Consider the following 16,211-nt stretch of genomic DNA (forward strand, 5'->3'; position numbering starts at 1 on the left):
CGGAGCCGCCGCACCCCAAACGAGCGCATCGGAAAAACGCGGCGCGGCCCCCCTTCGGGACTGCGTCGCAAGAATGAGTGAGGAAAACCATGGCGAACCCATCGCGCAAATGGACCCGTGAAACCTGGCCGATCGCGGCCGCGATGATCCAGTACCCGAACTTGGCTGCCGATGGCAGCTCCGTTCAGGATCAGTCGGTCGAACAATGGGCAGAAACGCTCGCCGATGTCGTCGACGCCGGCTTCACCGAACTCGACCCGACCGACAGCTGGATCCGGCTCGCCGATCTGTCGGCCTCGCGCCGGGATGACTTCGTCAAGCTGACGCGAGACCTCGGCCTTTCCATGCCGGCGATCTCGACGGCGCGTCGTAGCGTCATCGATCCCGAGCATGGCGACGAATATCTCGCCTATGGGCATCGGGTCATCGACACGGCTGCGGCGATCGGCGCGGGCTCGGTCTCCTTCGGCTTCTTCGGACCCTTGACCGACGCCCAGAAGAAGGCGCTCTGGTTCTGGACCGTCGATGGCGTCAAGAACCCGGAAGAACCGGCAATCTGGCAGAAGGCGGTTCAGCGCATCCGCGAACTCGGTCGCCATGCCGAGGAACTCGGCATCGAGCTCGCGCTCGAAATGTACGAGGACACCTATATCGGCTCGGCCGACAGCGCCGTGCGATTCGTTACCGATGTCGGCCTGCCGAACGTCGGCATCAATGCCGATCTCGGCAATCTCGTGCGGCTTCACCGCCCGGTCGAGCACTGGCAGCCAATGATGGCAAAGGTTGCACCCTTCGCCAAATACTGGCACGTCAAGAATTACTACCGCACCGAGGATGAGACCTCGGGTCTGGTGGTTACTCATCCGGCGCCGCTGGAATTCGGCGTCATCAACTATCGGGCGGCGATCCGCATGGCCTTGGCGCATGGCTTCGACAGCCCGTTCCTCTGCGAGCATTACGGTGGCGACGGGCTCTCCGTCAGCGCCGCCAATCGAGACTATCTGAGGCGTATTCTGCCTCGCGACTAAGGGAAGAGACGCGATGACCACAATCTTTGACGCACCGGAAGAATTTGCGACGACCGCGCTTGCCGGATTCAGCTCGATCTACGCGCGCAACGTCCGTCTCGTGAAGGGCGGGGTCGTGCGCTCGACCAAGGTGCCGAAGGGCAAGGTCGCCGTCGTCGTTGGCGGCGGCTCCGGCCACTATCCGGCCTTTGCCGGCTATGTCGGCCCGGGCATGGCGGATGCGGCCGTGGCAGGCGATGTCTTTGCCTCGCCGTCAACCGCGGCCGTTGCCCGCGTCTGCCGAGTGGCCGACCAGGGCGGCGGCGTGTTGCTCGGCTTCGGCAACTATGCCGGCGACGTCTTGAATTTCGGCGTTGCCGCCGAGCGCCTGCGCGCCGAAGGCATCGACGTGCGCATCGTGCCGGTGGCGGACGACGTTGCCAGCGCGTCGGCTGAAACGCCTGCCAAGCGCCGCGGCATCGCCGGCGACCTCTTGGTCTTCAAGGTTGCTGGAGCTGCTGCCGAAGCGGGCCTCAATCTCGATGAGGTCGAGCGCGTCACCCGTCTTGCCAACGACCGCACCATCTCCTTCGGCGTTGCTTTCGGCGGCTGCACGCTTCCGGGCGCCAAGGGACCGCTCTTCACCGTTCCGAAGGGCGAGATGGCGCTTGGTCTCGGCATCCACGGCGAGCCGGGCATCCGCGAAGAAAAGATGGTTTCGGCGACAGAATTCGCCAAGCTGCTCGTCGGCAAGCTGCTTGCCGAGCGGCCGGCTGATGTGCGCAAGGTCGCACCGCTTCTGAACGGCCTCGGCTCGACCAAATATGAAGAACTCTTCGTGCTTTGGGTCGCGATCGAAAAGGAACTGAAGGCAGCCGGCCTCGAGATCGTCGATCCGGAATGCGGTGAATTCGTCACCAGCCTCGACATGCAGGGTTGCTCGCTGACGCTGATGTGGCTGAATGACGAACTCGAGACCTACTGGCGCGCGGCCTGCGATGCGCCGGCGCTGCGCAAGGGGGCGATCATTGCCACCGAGCCCGCGACGGACACGCTGAAGGATGACGAGGACGCGATCTCCTTCGCGCCGGCTTCCGAGGCTTCCCGTCGGAGCGGCGTGTGCATTGCGCGGCTGATCGGCGAAATGGCCGAAGCGCTGAAGCAGGCGGAAGACGAGCTCGGTCGCATCGACGCATTTGCCGGTGACGGCGACCACGGACAGGGTATGCGCCGCGGTTCGGCGGCGGCGGACGAAGCGGCAAAGGCCGCTGTGGCTGCCGGCGCAGGTGCCGCCAGCGTGCTGGCGGTGGCGGGCGATGCCTGGGCGGACCGGGCCGGCGGCACGTCGGGTGCGATCTGGGGCCTGCTGCTGCGCGCCTGGAGCAATGCCTTCAACGATGATGCAGCCCCGAGCGATGCCGCTGTTGTCGACGGCGCCCGCCGTGCGCTCGATGGCGTGACCCGCCTCGGCCGCGCCCGTATCGGCGACAAGACGCTGGTCGATGCGCTGGTGCCTTTCGTCGAGACCCTCGAGCGCGAGTTTGCCGCCGGAAGGCCGCTGATCGAGGCATGGCAGGCGGCGGCAAAGGCTGCGACCGAAGCGGCCGAAGCCACGTCCAGCCTGACGCCGAAGCTTGGCCGTGCACGGCCGCTCGCCGAAAAGAGCATCGGCCATCCGGACGCTGGCGCCGTTTCGCTGGCGCTGACGGCTCGCGTTGCCGCCGGTGTGCTGGCGCAGGCAGCAAAGGCCTGAGATTAATTGTCTCCTCCGATCGGGCGGCGTCGCCGCCCGACCGGAAACCTCTCCCGAGGTGACCGCCTCCCTCTGCGCCGTTCGGCGCCGCCGTCACACGATGCCGCGCCAACACGTGTCGGCAGAAGGCTCAAATCCCGCCTTTCGTGGCTTTTTCAACACTATCTGCAGTCATTGTTGGGGAAACCCGGCCAATTTTATCATCTGCTAAAAGCTTGCCACGGAATTGCCCGATCGCGGGCTATGGCTTTGTTTTCCTGCAGCGTGCGCTATGTTTTTGAGTTCGTGTGCCGCCGGTCAAATGACAATCATTTCTGACGTTCCGAGAAGGAGACAAGAATGAAAAAGAGTTTTGCCGTGAAGGTGTCCGCAGCGTCTCTGGTTCTCGCTGGCGCGATCGCCGCAAACGCAGCCGATCTCGCGACAGTTCAACCGCAGCCTGAGCCCGACACCAGCAATGGCGTGAAGATCGGCTACCTCGACTGCAACATTGCCGGCGGTGTCGGCTACGTGCTCGGGTCGGCCAAGGAAGTCGATTGCGTCTTCCGCTCGACCATGGGTGCTGAAGCCTCCGACCACTATTCCGGCGCCATCCGCAAGATGGGCGTCGATGTCGGCTTCACGACGCAGAGCCGCCTGATCTGGGCCGTGTTCGCACCGACCGCCGGCTACCACCGCGGCTCGCTCGGCGGCCTCTATCAGGGTGCAACCGCGGAAGCGACCGTCGGCGCCGGTATCGGTGCCAACATCCTCGTCGGCGGCACGTCCGGGTCCATCCACCTGCAGACGATCAGCGTGACCGGCCAGATTGGCCTCAACCTGGCCGCAACCGGCACGTCGATGACGCTGACGGCCGTCAACTAACGTCCGGCGTCGGGCCGCTGCTCCTCCCATGGGTGGCTCGGCAGGGACACATATGACAACAAAGGCACCGCACACTCAGACGAGCGTGCGGTGCCTTCGCACTTTGCGCTGTTGCCATCCTCCGATTCGCGGTTAAGGAAGGCCGGCAGGAGTTGGCGCCGTAAGAGCGAATGTCGAGGGACCGGATTGAACAGAAGCCTATGCTTTGGGTTGATTGCCCTTTGTTTCGCAAGCGCGCCGCACACCGCCTCGGCGGAATGGCAGCCGGTCGAAAAGGAAGCGCTCTACACCGTTAACGGACAGACGGGCGCGGAACTCTATGCCTCGATCGGCGAGCGCGGCCCCAAGGCTGGTATCGGCAGGGCGATTGCCCACACCAATTTCAAGCTGACCTGGACGCGGAAGTATGAGCAGCAGAGCGGCGCCTGTGTGCTGGCGGTGGCAAAGCCGAAGCTGATCATCACCTACACCCTGCCGAAACCGGCAAAGCCGCTGCCTTCAGGCACGCGCGAGAACTGGGACGTCTTCATCGACGGCGTACGCAAGCACGAGCTCGTACATGGTGACTTCATCAAGGAGATGGTGCGCGCGATCGAGCAGGCAACGTTGGGGCTGACCGTTCCCGACGATCCGAAGTGCCGCAAGATCAGAACAGTCATGACCGAGCGCCTCGGTGCGCTCTCGCAGGTGCAACGCCAGCGCAGCCGCGACTTCGACCAGGTCGAACTGACAGACGGCGGCAACATTCATCAGTTGATCCTGAAGCTGGTGAACGGGCCGTAACGGCGCCGAACCTGTGCCCGGCGCCGTATCACTCAGGCGTAGCGCACCAAAAATTCCTCGGCCGTCAGTTCGCGGAAATCGTCGAGTGCGCGGCGCAGGCGCTGGTGGTCCCAGTCCCACCAGGAGAGCGCGTCCATGCGTTCGCCGATGCCTTCGTTGAAGCGGGCACGGATGAGCTTGGCCGGCACGCCGCCGACGATGGTGTAGGGCTCGACGTCCTTCGAGACGACGGCGCCGGCGCCGATCACCGCGCCATTGCCGACAGTGACGCCCGGCAGGATGGTGGCGCCGTGGCCGATCCACACATCATGGCCGATCGTCACCCGGTTCGAGCGCCGCCAGGCGAAAAGGTCGTGGTCGAGTTGGGTATCGTCCCAATAGTTCGGCGCGCGATAGGTGAAGTGATGCAGCGTCGCCCGCCAGGTCGGGTGGTTGGTGGCGTTGATGCGCACGGCGGCTGCGATGTTGACGAACTTGCCGATCGTTGCGCACCAGATCGAGCCGTCCTGCATGATGTAGGAGTAGTCGCCGAACTCGACCTCGTCGAGCCTTGAGCGCTCCTGCACTTCGGTGTAGCGGCCGAGCGTCGAATTGTTGACGCTCGCCGTCGGGTGGATAAAGGGCTCGAGCCCGAGCTTCTGGCTCATGCGGCAGCCTTTCGCGGGGAAAACGCGGAGACGTCGAGGATGCGGTCGGCAACCGCGTCACGGACTTCCTCGTCATGGAAGATGCCGATCAGCGCGGTGCCCTTGGTCTTCTTCTCGGCGATCAGTTCGACGACGACCGCCCGGTTCTTCGCGTCGAGCGAAGCGGTGGGCTCGTCGAGCAGCAGGATCTTGTGGTCGGTGATGAAACCACGGGCGATGTTGACGCGCTGCTGCTCGCCACCGGAGAAGGTTGCCGGTGGCAGGCTCCAGAGTTCGCGCGGCAAGTTGAGCTTGTTCAGCAGTTCGGCCGCATGGGTGCGGGCCTCTTCGAGCGGCATGCCACGGGCCTGCAGCGGCTCGGCGACGATGTCGAGCGAGGAGACGCGCGGCACGACCCGCAGGAACTGGCTGACATAGCCGAGCGTGGTGCGTCGGACTTCAAGCACGGTGCGCGGCTCGGCGGTTGCGAGGTTCACCAGCTTGCCGTCGTGATCCATCAGAATCTGGCCTTCATCGACGCCATAATTGCCGTAGAGCATTTTCAGGATCGAGCTTTTGCCAACGCCGGAGGGGCCGCCGAGAACGACGCATTCGCCCGCCTTCACCGAGAAGGAGACGTTGGCGACGACCGGCCGGCGAATACCGTCGCGCAGGTGCATGGTGAAGCTTTTGGCGACTTCGGAAACAACAAGTGGCGTAGCCATGATTAGACCTGCAAAATCGAGGAGACGAGGAGCTGGGTATAGGGCTCGCGCGGATCGTCGAGCACGCGGTCGGTCAAACCCTGCTCGATCACGGCGCCATCCTTCATCACCATCATTCGGTGGGAAAGAAGACGCGCGACGGCGAGGTCGTGGGTGACGATGATGGCGGCAAGGCCGAGGTCGTGCACGAGGCCGCGCACCAGGTCGAGCAGGCGCGCCTGTACCGAAACGTCGAGGCCGCCGGTGGGCTCATCCATGAAGACGAGGCGGGGTGAGGTGACGAGGTTGCGGGCGATCTGCAGGCGCTGGCGCATGCCGCCCGAAAAGGCGCGCGGCTGGTCGTCGATACGGTCGATGCCGATTTCCACCCGCTCCAGCCAGTCGCTGGCAGTGGCGCGGATGTTGCCGTAGTGGCGATCGCCGACGGCCATCAGCCGTTCGCCGACATTGGCGCCGGCAGACACGGTCATGCGCAGGCCATCGGCCGGGTTCTGGTGCACGAAGCCCCAGTCGGTGCGCATCAGGAAGCGGCGCTCGGCCTCGCCCATGCGGGCAAGGTCGCGGTACTGGCCGTCGCGCATGTGATATTCGACGATGCCCGACGTCGGCATCAGGCGCGTCGACAGGCAGGACAGAAGCGTCGTCTTGCCGGAGCCGGACTCGCCGACGATGGCGAGCACTTCGCCGGCATAGAGCTCGAAGGAGACATTGCGGCAGCCGATGCGGCTTCCGTAGAACTTCGAGACGTCGTTCACTTTCAGAAGCGGGAGCGTACTCATTCTGCGGCCTCCTGGCGTGCGAGCATGTGACCTGCATGGCCACAGGCGCGGCGGTCTTCGCAATGATCGGTATCGGAGCAGACGAACATTCGTCCGCCCTTGTCGTCGAGGATCACCTCGTCGAGATAGACGTCCTCTGCGCCGCAGAGCGCGCAGGGCTTGTCGAAGCTCTGGATCTCGAAGGGATGGTCGTCGAAATCGAGGCTGACGACTTCGGTATAGGGCGGCACGGCATAGATCCGCTTTTCGCGGCCAGCGCCGAAGAGCTGGAGGGCTTCCGACATGTGCATCTTCGGATTGTCGAACTTCGGCGTCGGCGACGGGTCCATCACGTAGCGACCCTCGACCTTCACCGGATAGGCATAGGTCGTGGCGATATGGCCGTTGCGGGCGATGTCCTCGTAGAGCTTCACATGCATCAGCCCGTATTCCTCGAGCGCATGCATCTTGCGCGTTTCGGTCTCGCGCGGCTCAAGGAAACGCAGTGGTTCCGGGATCGGCACCTGGTAGACGAGCGTCTGACCCTCGGAGAGCTTTTCCTCAGGGATGCGGTGGCGCGTCTGGATTATCGTCGCCTCTTTCGTCCGGGTGGTGACGGCGACGTCAGCGACCTTCTGGAAGAAGGCGCGGATCGAGACCGCGTTGGTTGTGTCGTCGGCGCCCTGGTCGATGACCTTCAAGACGTCCTGCGGACCGAGGATCGAGGCGGTGACCTGCACGCCGCCGGTGCCCCAGCCGTAGGGCATCGGCATTTCGCGCGACGCAAATGGAACCTGGTAGCCGGGAATGGCGATCGCCTTCAGGATCGCGCGGCGGATCATGCGCTTGGTTTGTTCGTCCAGATAGGCGAAATTATAGGTAGCAAGGTCGTTCACCGCTGATTACCCTTGAGTGTGTAGACCGCTGATGAGGCCAGGATTTGAGCGAGATTTTCGTCTGGGTGATTGGGATCTTCTTGGTGTGTTCCGCGGTTGCCGGCCTGTTCGGCATTGCCCGCCGGCCGCAGCGCGAGCCGGAGAGCAGGGCGCGTAAGAACGACGGAGGTGGCGACGCCGGTGGCGTCTATGCCGGTGATGGCGGCGATTGCGGCGGCGGGGACGGTGGCGGCGACTGAGCCGTTAAGACTGGAGGAAAATCCGATCATTCGGCCGCCTCCCTCTGTTCCTTTGCCGTCTCGCCGGAATTGGCGGCGTCGTAGTCGCGGCGCATGCGCCGGACGAGGTCGAGTTCGGCCTGGAAGTCGACATAGTGCGGCAGCTTCAGATGCTCGACGAAGCCCGTCGCCTGAACGTTGTCGGCGTGTGAGATGACGAATTCCTGGTCCTGGGCGGGGGCGACGATGTCCTCATTGAATTCGTCGGTCCTGAGCGCCCGGTCGACCAGCGACATCGACATCGCCTTGCGTTCGCTCTGGCCGAAGACGAGGCCATAACCGCGGGTGAACTGCGGCGGCTGCTTGGCCGAGCCCATGAACTGGTTGACCATCTGGCATTCGGTGACGCGGATCGAGCCGAGCGAGACGGCAAAGCCGAGTTCCGGCAGGTCGAGTTCGACCTCCACTTCGCCGATACGCACTTCGCCGACGAAGGGATGGGTCCGGCCGTAGCCACGCTGGGTGGAATAGGCGAGGGCCAGCAGGAAGCCTTCGTCGCCGCGGGCGAGTGCCTGCAGGCGCAGGTCCCGGGCCATTGGAAACTCCATCGGCTCGCGGGTGAGGTCGCCCATGACGTGGCCCTCGGGCATCTCACCGTCGCCCTCGATCAGGCCTTCGCCGTCGAGAATGTCGGAAACGCGCATCACGTGTTCGCCGGGCTCCTTGACCGCCGGTTCTTCGACAGCCTCGTCAGCGATCAGCGACGGGTCGAGCAGGCGGTGGGTGTAATCGAAGGTCGGGCCCAGAAGCTGTCCGCCCGGCAGATCCTTGTAGGTCGCAGACACGCGGCGCTCGACCTTCATGTTGGCGGTGTCGACCGGTTCGGAGTAACCGAAGCGCGGCAGCGTCGTGCGGTATGCGCGCAGGATGAAAATCGCTTCGATCATGTCGCCGCGCGCCTGGCGCACGGCAAGCGCCGCGAGCGCGCGGTCGTAGAGCGAGGCTTCCGCCATCACCCGGTCGACGGCAAGGCCGAGCTGCTCGACTACCTGGTCGATAGTGATGGAGGGAAGGCTACGGTCGCCACGGCGGCGATCGGCGAGAAGGCGGTGGGCATTGGCAATGGCGGCTTCCCCGCCCTTGACGGCTACATACATGGCTCACGCCTCCTTGAGCGAAAGACGGGTGGTGCGCGGCAGGCAGACGAGCTTGTCTCCGGCCGTCAGCACGAGATCGACGCCGCGCGGAAAAATCGCGCGATTGGACGTCCAGAATTCAAGGAAGACGTCCGGCAGCCCCTTCACCGCAATCTCCGTTACGTCCTTGATGCCGGGGCCCTTGGCGGTCAGCACCGGGCCGCCGGTCAGCGCCTCGACTTCGATGACAAGTGTCGTCGAGCGGTCCGGATATTCCTGCGTGCCGAGCGAGAACTGATCGAACCCGGGGAAGGCTGCGCCCTTTTCGATGAAGGCAAAGCGCGCGTCGGTCTTGCTGGTGGTAAGGGGGGCACCCGTGTGGAAGGCGATCCACTGCGGAACGGCCGATTTGGAAACCGCCGACGTCAGCCAGACGGGCGTGTCATGGTCGCACAAGGTCAGCGCCACGGCGCCGGCGGCCGCGGCGAGCGGAACGGGCGGCGTGCTCGTCGCCTCGATGCGCTTGATCGTGCCCGGGCGTGCAAAGCCATCCATCAGGTCGCGGAAGACGGACTGGGCTGCAAAGACCGGATCGGCAAAGGCGCCGGCATAAATCTGCGATTGGCTGGCCATCAGTCGTCTCCCCGGACCATGGTGAAAAAGTCGACGCGGGTGGCCGCGGTCTCCTCGGCCTTGCGGCGTTCTTCCTGGGCAAGCCGGTCAGCCACGCGGCCAAGCAGGGCATCGACACCGACCCTGTCGCCGTCACGTTGGGCAAGGGCGTCGAAGATGGCCGCGAGCCGTGCGCGCTGCCGGTCCGTGCCGAGCAATTGCCCGTGGCCGATCTCGCCAGTCGAAAGGCGGATTGTGGCACGCGAAACGGTGGCTTCTCCGAGATTGAAGGCGTCGCCGCCGCCACCGATGCGGCCGCGCACCATGACAAGGCCGGTTTCAGGGCCGCGGACCGGATGAACGTCCGGCTTGTCGGCAAGCGCTTCCCAGGCGGCATTGAGCTCGTCGAGGGTTGCGCGGGCGAGCAGCCCCATGGCCTTCTTGCGCGCCGGATCCGGCGGGCTTTCCTGTTTTAGCTTCGCATCCATCATTTTCACCTCAAATGTCTATTGATCTAGACAACTATACATCTTATACTTTTTCATAACGTCCGCAAATGACAGGCTTGTGACATGCCAATGCGAAAAGATACGGCGATGCGAAAAGTGGTGGAGCGCCAGACCGGGGTCGCCCTGTGGCGGCAGATCGCCGACCGGATCCGCCTGGCCATCAGCAATGGCGACTATGATGCGACCGGCATGGTGCCGCCGGAAACGACGCTCGCCGGCGAGTTCGGCGTCAACCGACACACGGTCAGAAGCGCGCTGGCGGCGCTTGCCGAAGAGGGGCTGGTGCGCGCCGTCCAGGGGCGCGGCACGATGATCGAGCGCAAGGAACGGGTGAGCTATCCGATCTCCAAGCGCACGCGCTTCTCGCAAGGTCTCGGCCGCCAGGTGAAGGAGATCGGTACGCGGCTGCTCGGCCATGCCGAACTGCCGGCGAGCGGAGAGGTGGCAAAGGCGCTCGGCATTTCGCCGGGCGATCCTGTGACCGAGCTTCGCACCGTCAGCAGCGGCGATGGCCGACCGCTTTCGGTGTCGTCGAGCTATTATCCTGCGCATCGCTTCCCGCGCATGGCCGAGGAATTCGAACGGCTGCACTCCGTTACCAAGGCCTTTGCAGCCCACGGCCTGGATGATTATGTACGCGCCTCGACCGAGATCGTCGCCCGGCACGCCGACGCCGAGGAGCTTTCGATGCTGAAGCTCTCGCCCGGCGCAATCGTGCTCGAAGCCCAGTCGACTAACGCCGATCTCGGCGGCAAGCCGATCGAGTATTCCCGTAGCCGTTTTGCCGCTGACCGGATGAAGCTGCGGATCGAGACGTGAGGTCTTTAAGCCGACCTCTGCCGGTCGCGGTTCCGTCTCGTCCAACCAGAAGCGTTCCCCTCTCCGTCAGGAAATAAGGCAAGGGCCGCATTTCCGACGCGTTTTTGCCGCATGACCGGAGCCTGCATCAGGAACCGCGCATTCGGGACTTCTCTTAGGGGGAGAATGGCAATGGCGACGTGGCGACCCGATCCATCCTTCTATCCATCACCGCGCATGGCGGCCAAGGCCCCAAAGGAGACGCTCGCCTACGTGGCGGCTTTCGATCCGGACCGAAGACGACCGGACGCGATCGCCGTCGTCGATGTCGATCCGGCGTCGCCGAACTATTCGCAGATCGTCGGCAAGGTCGATATGCCCAATGTCGGCGACGAGTTGCATCATTTTGGCTGGAACGCCTGTTCCTCGTGCCTTTGCCCCAATGCGCCGCATCCGCATGTCGAGCGTCGCTATCTGGTGGTGCCGGGCCTGCGCTCCTCGCGTCTGCACATCATCGACACCAAGCCGGATCCGCGCAATCCGAAGATCGTGCGGGTGATCGAGCCCGCCGAAATTGCCGAGAAGGCGAACTATTCACGGCTGCACACCACCCATTGCGGGCCTGAAGGCATCTACGTCAACGCGCTTGCCGATCGCGACGGCAAGGCGCCCGGCGGCATTTTCCTGCTCGATCATCAGAGCTTCGACGTTCTTGGCCAATGGGAAATGGATCGCGGGCCGCAGAAGCTCGCCTATGATTTCTGGTGGCATCTCGGCCACGACACGATGATAACCAGCGAATGGGGAACGCCCGATACGTTCGAGAACGGGTTGGTTCCCGAGGTGCTCCTTGGTTCGAAGTACGGCCGGCGCTTGCATTTCTGGGATTTACACAAACGCAAACACGTGCAGGAGATCGATTTCGGCGAGGAACACCAGCTCGTCTTCGAATTGCGCCCGGCGCACGACCCGACCAAAGCCTATGGTTTCGTCGGCTGCGTCATCAGCCTGAAGGACCTCTCGGCGTCGATCTGGACCTGGTATCGCGACGGCGACAAATGGGCGGTCAAAAAGGTGATCGAGATCCCGGCAGAACCGGCCGATCCGGATCTGCTGCCGCCGGTGCTGAAAGGCTTCAGCGCGGTCGCGCCGCTCGTCACCGACATCGACCTCTCGATGGATGACCGCTTCCTTTACGTTTCCTGCTGGGGCACTGGCGACATGATCCAGTACGATGTCTCCGATCCCTTCGCGCCGAGGGAGACGGGGCGGGTCCGAATCGGCGGCATCGTTTCGCGTGCGAGCCATCCGAAGGCGAAGAACGGCGCGCTCAACGGTGGGCCGCAGATGGTGGAAATCAGCCGTGACGGCAAGCGGGTGTATTTCACCAATTCGCTCTATGGCGCCATCGACCCGCAGTTCTATCCCGAAGGCATCGACGGATGGATGGTCAAGCTCGATGTCGCCGATGGTGGCGGGATCGCGTTCGACGAGCGCTTTTTCGTGGATTGGCCAAAGGGCCACCGACCGCATCAGGTTCGCCTCGAAGGCGGCGACTGCTCGTCCGATTCCTATTGTTATCCGTGAGGAGGGAGCTGTGGTGCAGCCCGGTCACGAGGAATGACGGCAGTCTGGCCATGGCTCTCGCTCGCCGGCCTCGGCGCCTTTCACGGCCTCAATCCGGCGATGGGCTGGTTGTTTGCCGTGGCACTCGGGCTTCACCGGCAAAGCAGCCGGGTCGTCTGGCTGTCCCTCGCGCCCATCGCGGTCGGTCACGCGATCTCGGTCGCGACCGTGCTGGCGGTGTTCGCAGCATTCGGCTCGGTGCTCGATCCGAACACGTTCAGGATCGCTGCGGCCTTGCTCATTCTCGCCGCCGCCGGCTACACCGCCGTGTATGGCCATCGCCACCGCGTCCGGATCGGGATGCGGACTGGCATGGCGGGACTTGCACTCTGGTCCTTCCTGATGGCGACGAGCCACGGGGCCGGCCTCATGCTGGTGCCGGCGGTGCTCAGTCTCTGTCTTGCAGGTCACGCAGGCGACTTGGCGATGGCAAGTTCGCTGCCGATCTCGCTCGCGGCCGTCGCGGTGCATAGCATCGCGATGTTGACGGTGACCGCCGCGCTGGCGCTTGCCGTCTTCGCCTGGTTCGATCTTGCGGTCCTGCGTTCGGCCTGGATCAATTTCGATCGTCTTTGGTCGCTCGCACTCGGGGCAACCGGCGTCGTTCTTCTCATCCAATGAAACGCAAGGCAGCCGCCTACTGACGCTGCGATTTCACATAGCTGATATAGCCACGGACATCGGCGGCGGGCTCGGCATAGGCAGGTCCGAGCGCTCGTTCGATATTCGCCATATAGGCTTTTGCCCAGTCCGGCAGGGCATAGTCGATCGCGGCCAGGAACTCGAGCGTTGCGGCGAGCCGGATATCGGCGATCGAAGGCTTGGCACCCCCGATGAACGGCTTGTCGCCGATGTAGAACGTCCGGAACACCTCAAGTGGTTCCGCAAGGGCTGCAACCGCCGCCTGACGGGCGATCTCCTTCGTCGCCGCGTCGGCATCGCTGCAGCCGACTTCGCCCGCGTAAAGCGGAAAGTTCAGCGCCGGATAGGTTGCGCGGGCGAGATAGGGATAGAACGTGCCGATCAGATAGAACATGGCGCTGTCGATCATCGCGCGTGCTGCTGGTTCCCTCGGGTAGAAGTCATCCAGCCCATGTTTGTTGCAGAGGTACTGCATGATCGCGCAGCTTTCCCAAAGCGCGCCTTTGGGCAGGTCCGCTGTCTCGATCATTGGTGTCAGGTGCGACGGCGCCCGTGCCAGATATTCTGGCGTGCGCGTCTGGCCGTAGACATCGTTTTCGCTGAAATCGAGATTGGCTGCCCTGAGAAACACGCGCGCCGTCATGTTGTTGACGCTGGGCTTGATGACGTTGAGCTGGATTGCGGACATGGCATTCCTCCCTTTTGAGCGCCATTCGACAGGTGCCGCTCTTGCTTGAGCCACCTGCGCAAATCGAGCGGCCTTTCCCTGCGCCGACCGATGCTAGCGTCGGCCGTACGGGTCTTTTGCCAGGCGATCGGGCGAAAGCGTCGGTCGCGTGCGCTCGACCAGCGCCTCGATCGCATCGGCAAGGTGAACCTCGGCGATGTTGTAGTCGCCGCGAGCGATCCTGATCTTGTGGGCTTCCATCAGCACCTCGGCGTGGCTGTGGCCCGCAGGCGGCTCGAAGCGATAGGACGCCAATTCGACCAGCAATCCAAGCGGATCCTCGAAGTAGATCGAATCCATGAAGCCGCGATCCTTGACACCGCTGTGCCGGATCTTTCGCTCGTCGAGCCGCTCCACGGCCTGGTTGAATGTCGCGCGCGAAACGGCAAAGGCTATGTGGTGCACGCAGCCCATGTCGGTAGGGGTGCGCTCGGGATCTGGCGTGCGGTTCTCGTCGGTGAAGACGGTGATCAGGCGGCCGTCGCCCGGATCGAAGTAGAGGTGGCTTTCGCTCGCCCGGTCGAGGTTCGGTTGCTCGAAAATGAAGGGCATGCCGAGCAACCCTTCCCAGAAATCGATCGACGTCTGCCGGTCGGCCCCGACAAGCGTGATGTGGTGAACGCCTTGCGATTGCAGTTTGCGCATAGCCGGCCTCCCGGGTTCGGCGGACAATGTGGGCCGAATGGCTCCTGGCCCCGCTTTCCACCGCATGCAATTGTCGCCCGTCGCGGGCAGAAGGCAAGCGCCAATCACAGGGGAATTGGCGGGCGGCGAACGTCTTGTGGCCGGGCAATGCACAGCTTTGAGCCCAGTTGATCTTGACCGCCTTCGATTTGGTTGTTTTTCTTGTGCGTCGCAATCAAAGAATGTGTCGAGTTGTGTCTGCCGGTCAGCGACGAGGAGGGAAGCATGAAGATCCTGTACGAGGCCGGCGTCGCCGGTCTGTTGCTTCTTTCCGCTGCCGCTCCCGTCAGGGCTGATGGTGATGCGTTTGTCGGACAGTGGCGGCAACTGACCTCCACGGCCGGGCAGTGCGACAAATGCTATATCGGCATCGTCCGTCACGGCGACCTTTTGACCGTCAGCAGCAACAACGGCTGGCAGGCCGTGGCGAACGTCGATCGTTTTGCCGACCTGCCGCTTGCCGCAGGCAAGGGACAGTGGCAGCCAACCGTTTCCGGCGCCTATGGCGGCAGAAGCTTCGGCATCCAGTTCGTTCGGCGCGGCGGGCAACTGCAGATGTTCATGGTGGTGTCGCGCGGTGATGGCGCGCCCATGTCCATTCGCGCGACCTTCGAGAAGAAGCCTCCTGTCTCCGACGAGGGGCAGCAGCAGATTCACCGCATCTGATCCAATTAGCCGGTCACCGACCGGCGGCTCTCCTCAAAAGCCGGCAAAGTCTTCATCGTTCGACGACGGGCAACCGCCACTGGTGTCCGAGGCCGCGGCGACTGCAGCCATGTTTCAGAAGGTCTCTTTCGACAAGACCCTGCACTGCTGAGCCGTGCCTGCAGAGGATATCCAACGATGCACATTTTGAAGCTCAGGCCGATCCGCAGCGCGGATCTGCCCTTGCTGGAGGCGCGGCTCCAGCGCGAATTCGACAACCCTGATAGCGGCACAGCCTATCCGAGATGCAAGACGGCAGGGGAGCTCATCGCCGAGTTCAAGCTCTACGGTTTGGACTGGCGAAGGGGGCTGAGAATCCTTGAAGCGGCGGATGGAAGACCGGTCGCCGCCTTTGGCCTTCTCTATAGCCCCGAGGATCTCGGGAGTAGGACGATGATAAATCGCAACGAGGCTGCGGTTGCCGTTGGACCCTATCGTTTCGACGAAGCGGCGGTTGCGACCGAGGACGTGCTGGTTTTTATGGAGCGGCTGGCGGGCCAGCGTTTTGGCTTCCTCAGGCTCTGCGTCAGCGCTGCAAATCTCGACCTGCGCGAAATCGTCCTCAACCGAGGCTGGGTGGAGGGGCGCGAAAATCTGGAAATGGGTTGGGTTGCCGAGGGTCAACCGGAGGCGGAAGGGCGTGACGCTTGGACGGTGCAAAGACTGACTGGCCGTGACGATCCTCGCTTGCCTCAGCTTGCGACTTTGTTGGCAGACCATTTTCAATGGGATGACGACTGCGCCGGTCGGTTGAGGGAATATCTGGCGGAAGGGTATCACGCTGGATATGTGCATGATGACAACGCCGTTCTCGGTGCTGCGGTCTGGCTGAAGGTCGCGGATACGGATTTCGGGCGGCTAGAGTACTTGGCCGTTGCGCCCGAAGCGCGCCGTCGGCAGATCGGGACCTCGCTCGTCCGGGCGACGTTGGGCGATTTGCGATCCGCAGGGTGCAGAGAGGTTTTTCTCAGCATGGAGCCGTCGGCAACGGCCGCTCGTGCGGTCTACGTGGCGCAGGGCTTCGTTCCGACGCTCCGATATTCCACATTCGAGCTTTCCTTCTGAGATCGCTTTCGCCGCAGAAACCGTCTCCGGTACGCGTGTTTTGATTTCCGCGGCAAACTTTCCTATCTTCCGGTTGC

19 protein-coding genes are annotated in these 16,211 nt (G+C 63.5%); 9 read left to right on the forward strand and 10 right to left on the reverse strand.

Annotation, left to right across the window (positions count from 1 at the left end):
* The first annotated feature begins 89 nt into the window (after window positions 1–89).
* The 4 genes from JVX98_RS07005 to JVX98_RS07020 all read left to right on the forward strand — a co-directional run bounded on the left by JVX98_RS07005 (window position 90) and on the right by JVX98_RS07020 (window position 4,407).
* Window positions 90–1,028 (forward strand): sugar phosphate isomerase/epimerase, encoded by a 939-nt coding sequence (locus JVX98_RS07005; RefSeq protein WP_205236283.1) that lies wholly within the window; start codon window positions 90–92, stop codon window positions 1,026–1,028.
* A gap of 13 nt (window positions 1,029–1,041) precedes the next feature.
* Window positions 1,042–2,760 carry a dihydroxyacetone kinase family protein gene (locus tag JVX98_RS07010; RefSeq protein WP_205236284.1) on the forward strand — a complete coding sequence of 573 codons (1,719 nt, stop codon included), beginning with the start codon at window positions 1,042–1,044 and terminating at the stop codon, window positions 2,758–2,760.
* A gap of 339 nt (window positions 2,761–3,099) precedes the next feature.
* Complete coding sequence (locus JVX98_RS07015; protein WP_034800084.1) at window positions 3,100–3,624, forward strand: DUF992 domain-containing protein; 525 nt, start codon at window positions 3,100–3,102, stop codon at window positions 3,622–3,624.
* A 186-nt stretch (window positions 3,625–3,810) separates the two neighbouring features.
* Window positions 3,811–4,407: a DUF922 domain-containing Zn-dependent protease gene (locus tag JVX98_RS07020; RefSeq protein ID WP_205236285.1), complete on the forward strand. Its 597-nt coding sequence runs from the start codon at window positions 3,811–3,813 to the stop codon at window positions 4,405–4,407.
* 32 nt (window positions 4,408–4,439) lie between these two features.
* On the opposite strand, the gene JVX98_RS07025 is transcribed toward JVX98_RS07020, so the two are convergent.
* Genes JVX98_RS07025 through phnG form a run of 8 tightly spaced genes read right to left on the reverse strand, consistent with a single transcriptional unit; the run spans window position 4,440 to window position 9,866 of the window.
* A complete protein-coding gene (locus JVX98_RS07025; protein ID WP_205236286.1) occupies window positions 4,440–5,054 on the reverse strand; it encodes a DapH/DapD/GlmU-related protein in 615 nt (204 codons plus the stop codon).
* Entirely contained in the window at window positions 5,051–5,758 is a 708-nt protein-coding gene (gene phnL / locus JVX98_RS07030; RefSeq protein ID WP_205236287.1) for a phosphonate C-P lyase system protein PhnL, read from the reverse strand. The genes JVX98_RS07025 and phnL overlap by 4 nt, the downstream gene beginning before the upstream one ends.
* Before the next feature lie 2 nt (window positions 5,759–5,760).
* Window positions 5,761–6,537, reverse strand: a complete 777-nt coding sequence (gene phnK, locus JVX98_RS07035) for a phosphonate C-P lyase system protein PhnK (RefSeq protein ID WP_043623284.1) — start codon at window positions 6,535–6,537, stop codon at window positions 5,761–5,763.
* A complete protein-coding gene (locus JVX98_RS07040) occupies window positions 6,534–7,412 on the reverse strand; it encodes an alpha-D-ribose 1-methylphosphonate 5-phosphate C-P-lyase PhnJ (RefSeq protein WP_205236288.1) in 879 nt (292 codons plus the stop codon). The genes phnK and JVX98_RS07040 overlap by 4 nt, the downstream gene beginning before the upstream one ends.
* Window positions 7,409–7,681: a hypothetical protein gene (locus tag JVX98_RS07045; protein WP_205236289.1), complete on the reverse strand. Its 273-nt coding sequence runs from the start codon at window positions 7,679–7,681 to the stop codon at window positions 7,409–7,411. Before JVX98_RS07045 ends, JVX98_RS07040 begins: the two co-directional genes overlap by 4 nt.
* A complete protein-coding gene (locus JVX98_RS07050; protein WP_205236290.1) occupies window positions 7,678–8,787 on the reverse strand; it encodes a carbon-phosphorus lyase complex subunit PhnI in 1,110 nt (369 codons plus the stop codon). The genes JVX98_RS07045 and JVX98_RS07050 overlap by 4 nt, the downstream gene beginning before the upstream one ends.
* Window positions 8,788–8,790: 3 nt before the next feature.
* Window positions 8,791–9,399, reverse strand: a complete 609-nt coding sequence (gene phnH / locus JVX98_RS07055) for a phosphonate C-P lyase system protein PhnH (RefSeq protein WP_205236291.1) — start codon at window positions 9,397–9,399, stop codon at window positions 8,791–8,793.
* Window positions 9,399–9,866: a phosphonate C-P lyase system protein PhnG gene (gene phnG, locus JVX98_RS07060; RefSeq protein WP_205236292.1), complete on the reverse strand. Its 468-nt coding sequence runs from the start codon at window positions 9,864–9,866 to the stop codon at window positions 9,399–9,401. The genes phnH and phnG overlap by 1 nt, the downstream gene beginning before the upstream one ends.
* Before the next feature lie 108 nt (window positions 9,867–9,974).
* On the opposite strand from phnG, the gene phnF reads away from it, so the two are divergent.
* From phnF to JVX98_RS07075, 3 genes are all read left to right on the forward strand, one after another.
* The gene (gene phnF / locus JVX98_RS07065) at window positions 9,975–10,706 is read left to right on the forward strand and encodes a phosphonate metabolism transcriptional regulator PhnF (RefSeq protein WP_205236293.1); all 732 of its coding nucleotides are present in this window, start codon (window positions 9,975–9,977) and stop codon (window positions 10,704–10,706) included.
* Window positions 10,707–10,877: 171 nt separating this feature from the next.
* On the forward strand, window positions 10,878–12,272 hold the full coding sequence (locus JVX98_RS07070) for a selenium-binding family protein (RefSeq protein WP_205236294.1): 1,395 nt from the start codon (window positions 10,878–10,880) through the stop codon (window positions 12,270–12,272).
* 33 nt (window positions 12,273–12,305) lie between these two features.
* Window positions 12,306–12,932, forward strand: coding sequence for a hypothetical protein (locus JVX98_RS07075; protein WP_205236295.1), 627 nt, complete (start codon window positions 12,306–12,308; stop codon window positions 12,930–12,932).
* Between the two features lie 16 nt (window positions 12,933–12,948).
* Here the strand turns inward: JVX98_RS07075 and JVX98_RS07080 are convergent, their stop codons facing one another.
* Window positions 12,949–13,641: a glutathione S-transferase family protein gene (locus tag JVX98_RS07080; RefSeq protein WP_205236296.1), complete on the reverse strand. Its 693-nt coding sequence runs from the start codon at window positions 13,639–13,641 to the stop codon at window positions 12,949–12,951.
* A gap of 93 nt (window positions 13,642–13,734) precedes the next feature.
* Window positions 13,735–14,325: a VOC family protein gene (locus JVX98_RS07085; protein WP_192450508.1), complete on the reverse strand. Its 591-nt coding sequence runs from the start codon at window positions 14,323–14,325 to the stop codon at window positions 13,735–13,737.
* 264 nt (window positions 14,326–14,589) lie between these two features.
* On the opposite strand from JVX98_RS07085, the gene JVX98_RS07090 reads away from it, so the two are divergent.
* Together JVX98_RS07090 and JVX98_RS07095 are read left to right on the forward strand one after the other, a co-directional pair.
* A complete protein-coding gene (locus tag JVX98_RS07090) occupies window positions 14,590–15,030 on the forward strand; it encodes a hypothetical protein (RefSeq protein WP_205236297.1) in 441 nt (146 codons plus the stop codon).
* A 177-nt stretch (window positions 15,031–15,207) separates the two neighbouring features.
* Window positions 15,208–16,134, forward strand: coding sequence for an N-acetyltransferase (locus tag JVX98_RS07095; RefSeq protein ID WP_205236298.1), 927 nt, complete (start codon window positions 15,208–15,210; stop codon window positions 16,132–16,134).
* Window positions 16,135–16,211: the final 77 nt, after the last annotated feature.

Origin of the sequence: Ensifer sp. PDNC004 (assembly GCF_016919405.1) — a bacterium.
GTDB lineage: Bacteria > Pseudomonadota > Alphaproteobacteria > Rhizobiales > Rhizobiaceae > Ensifer.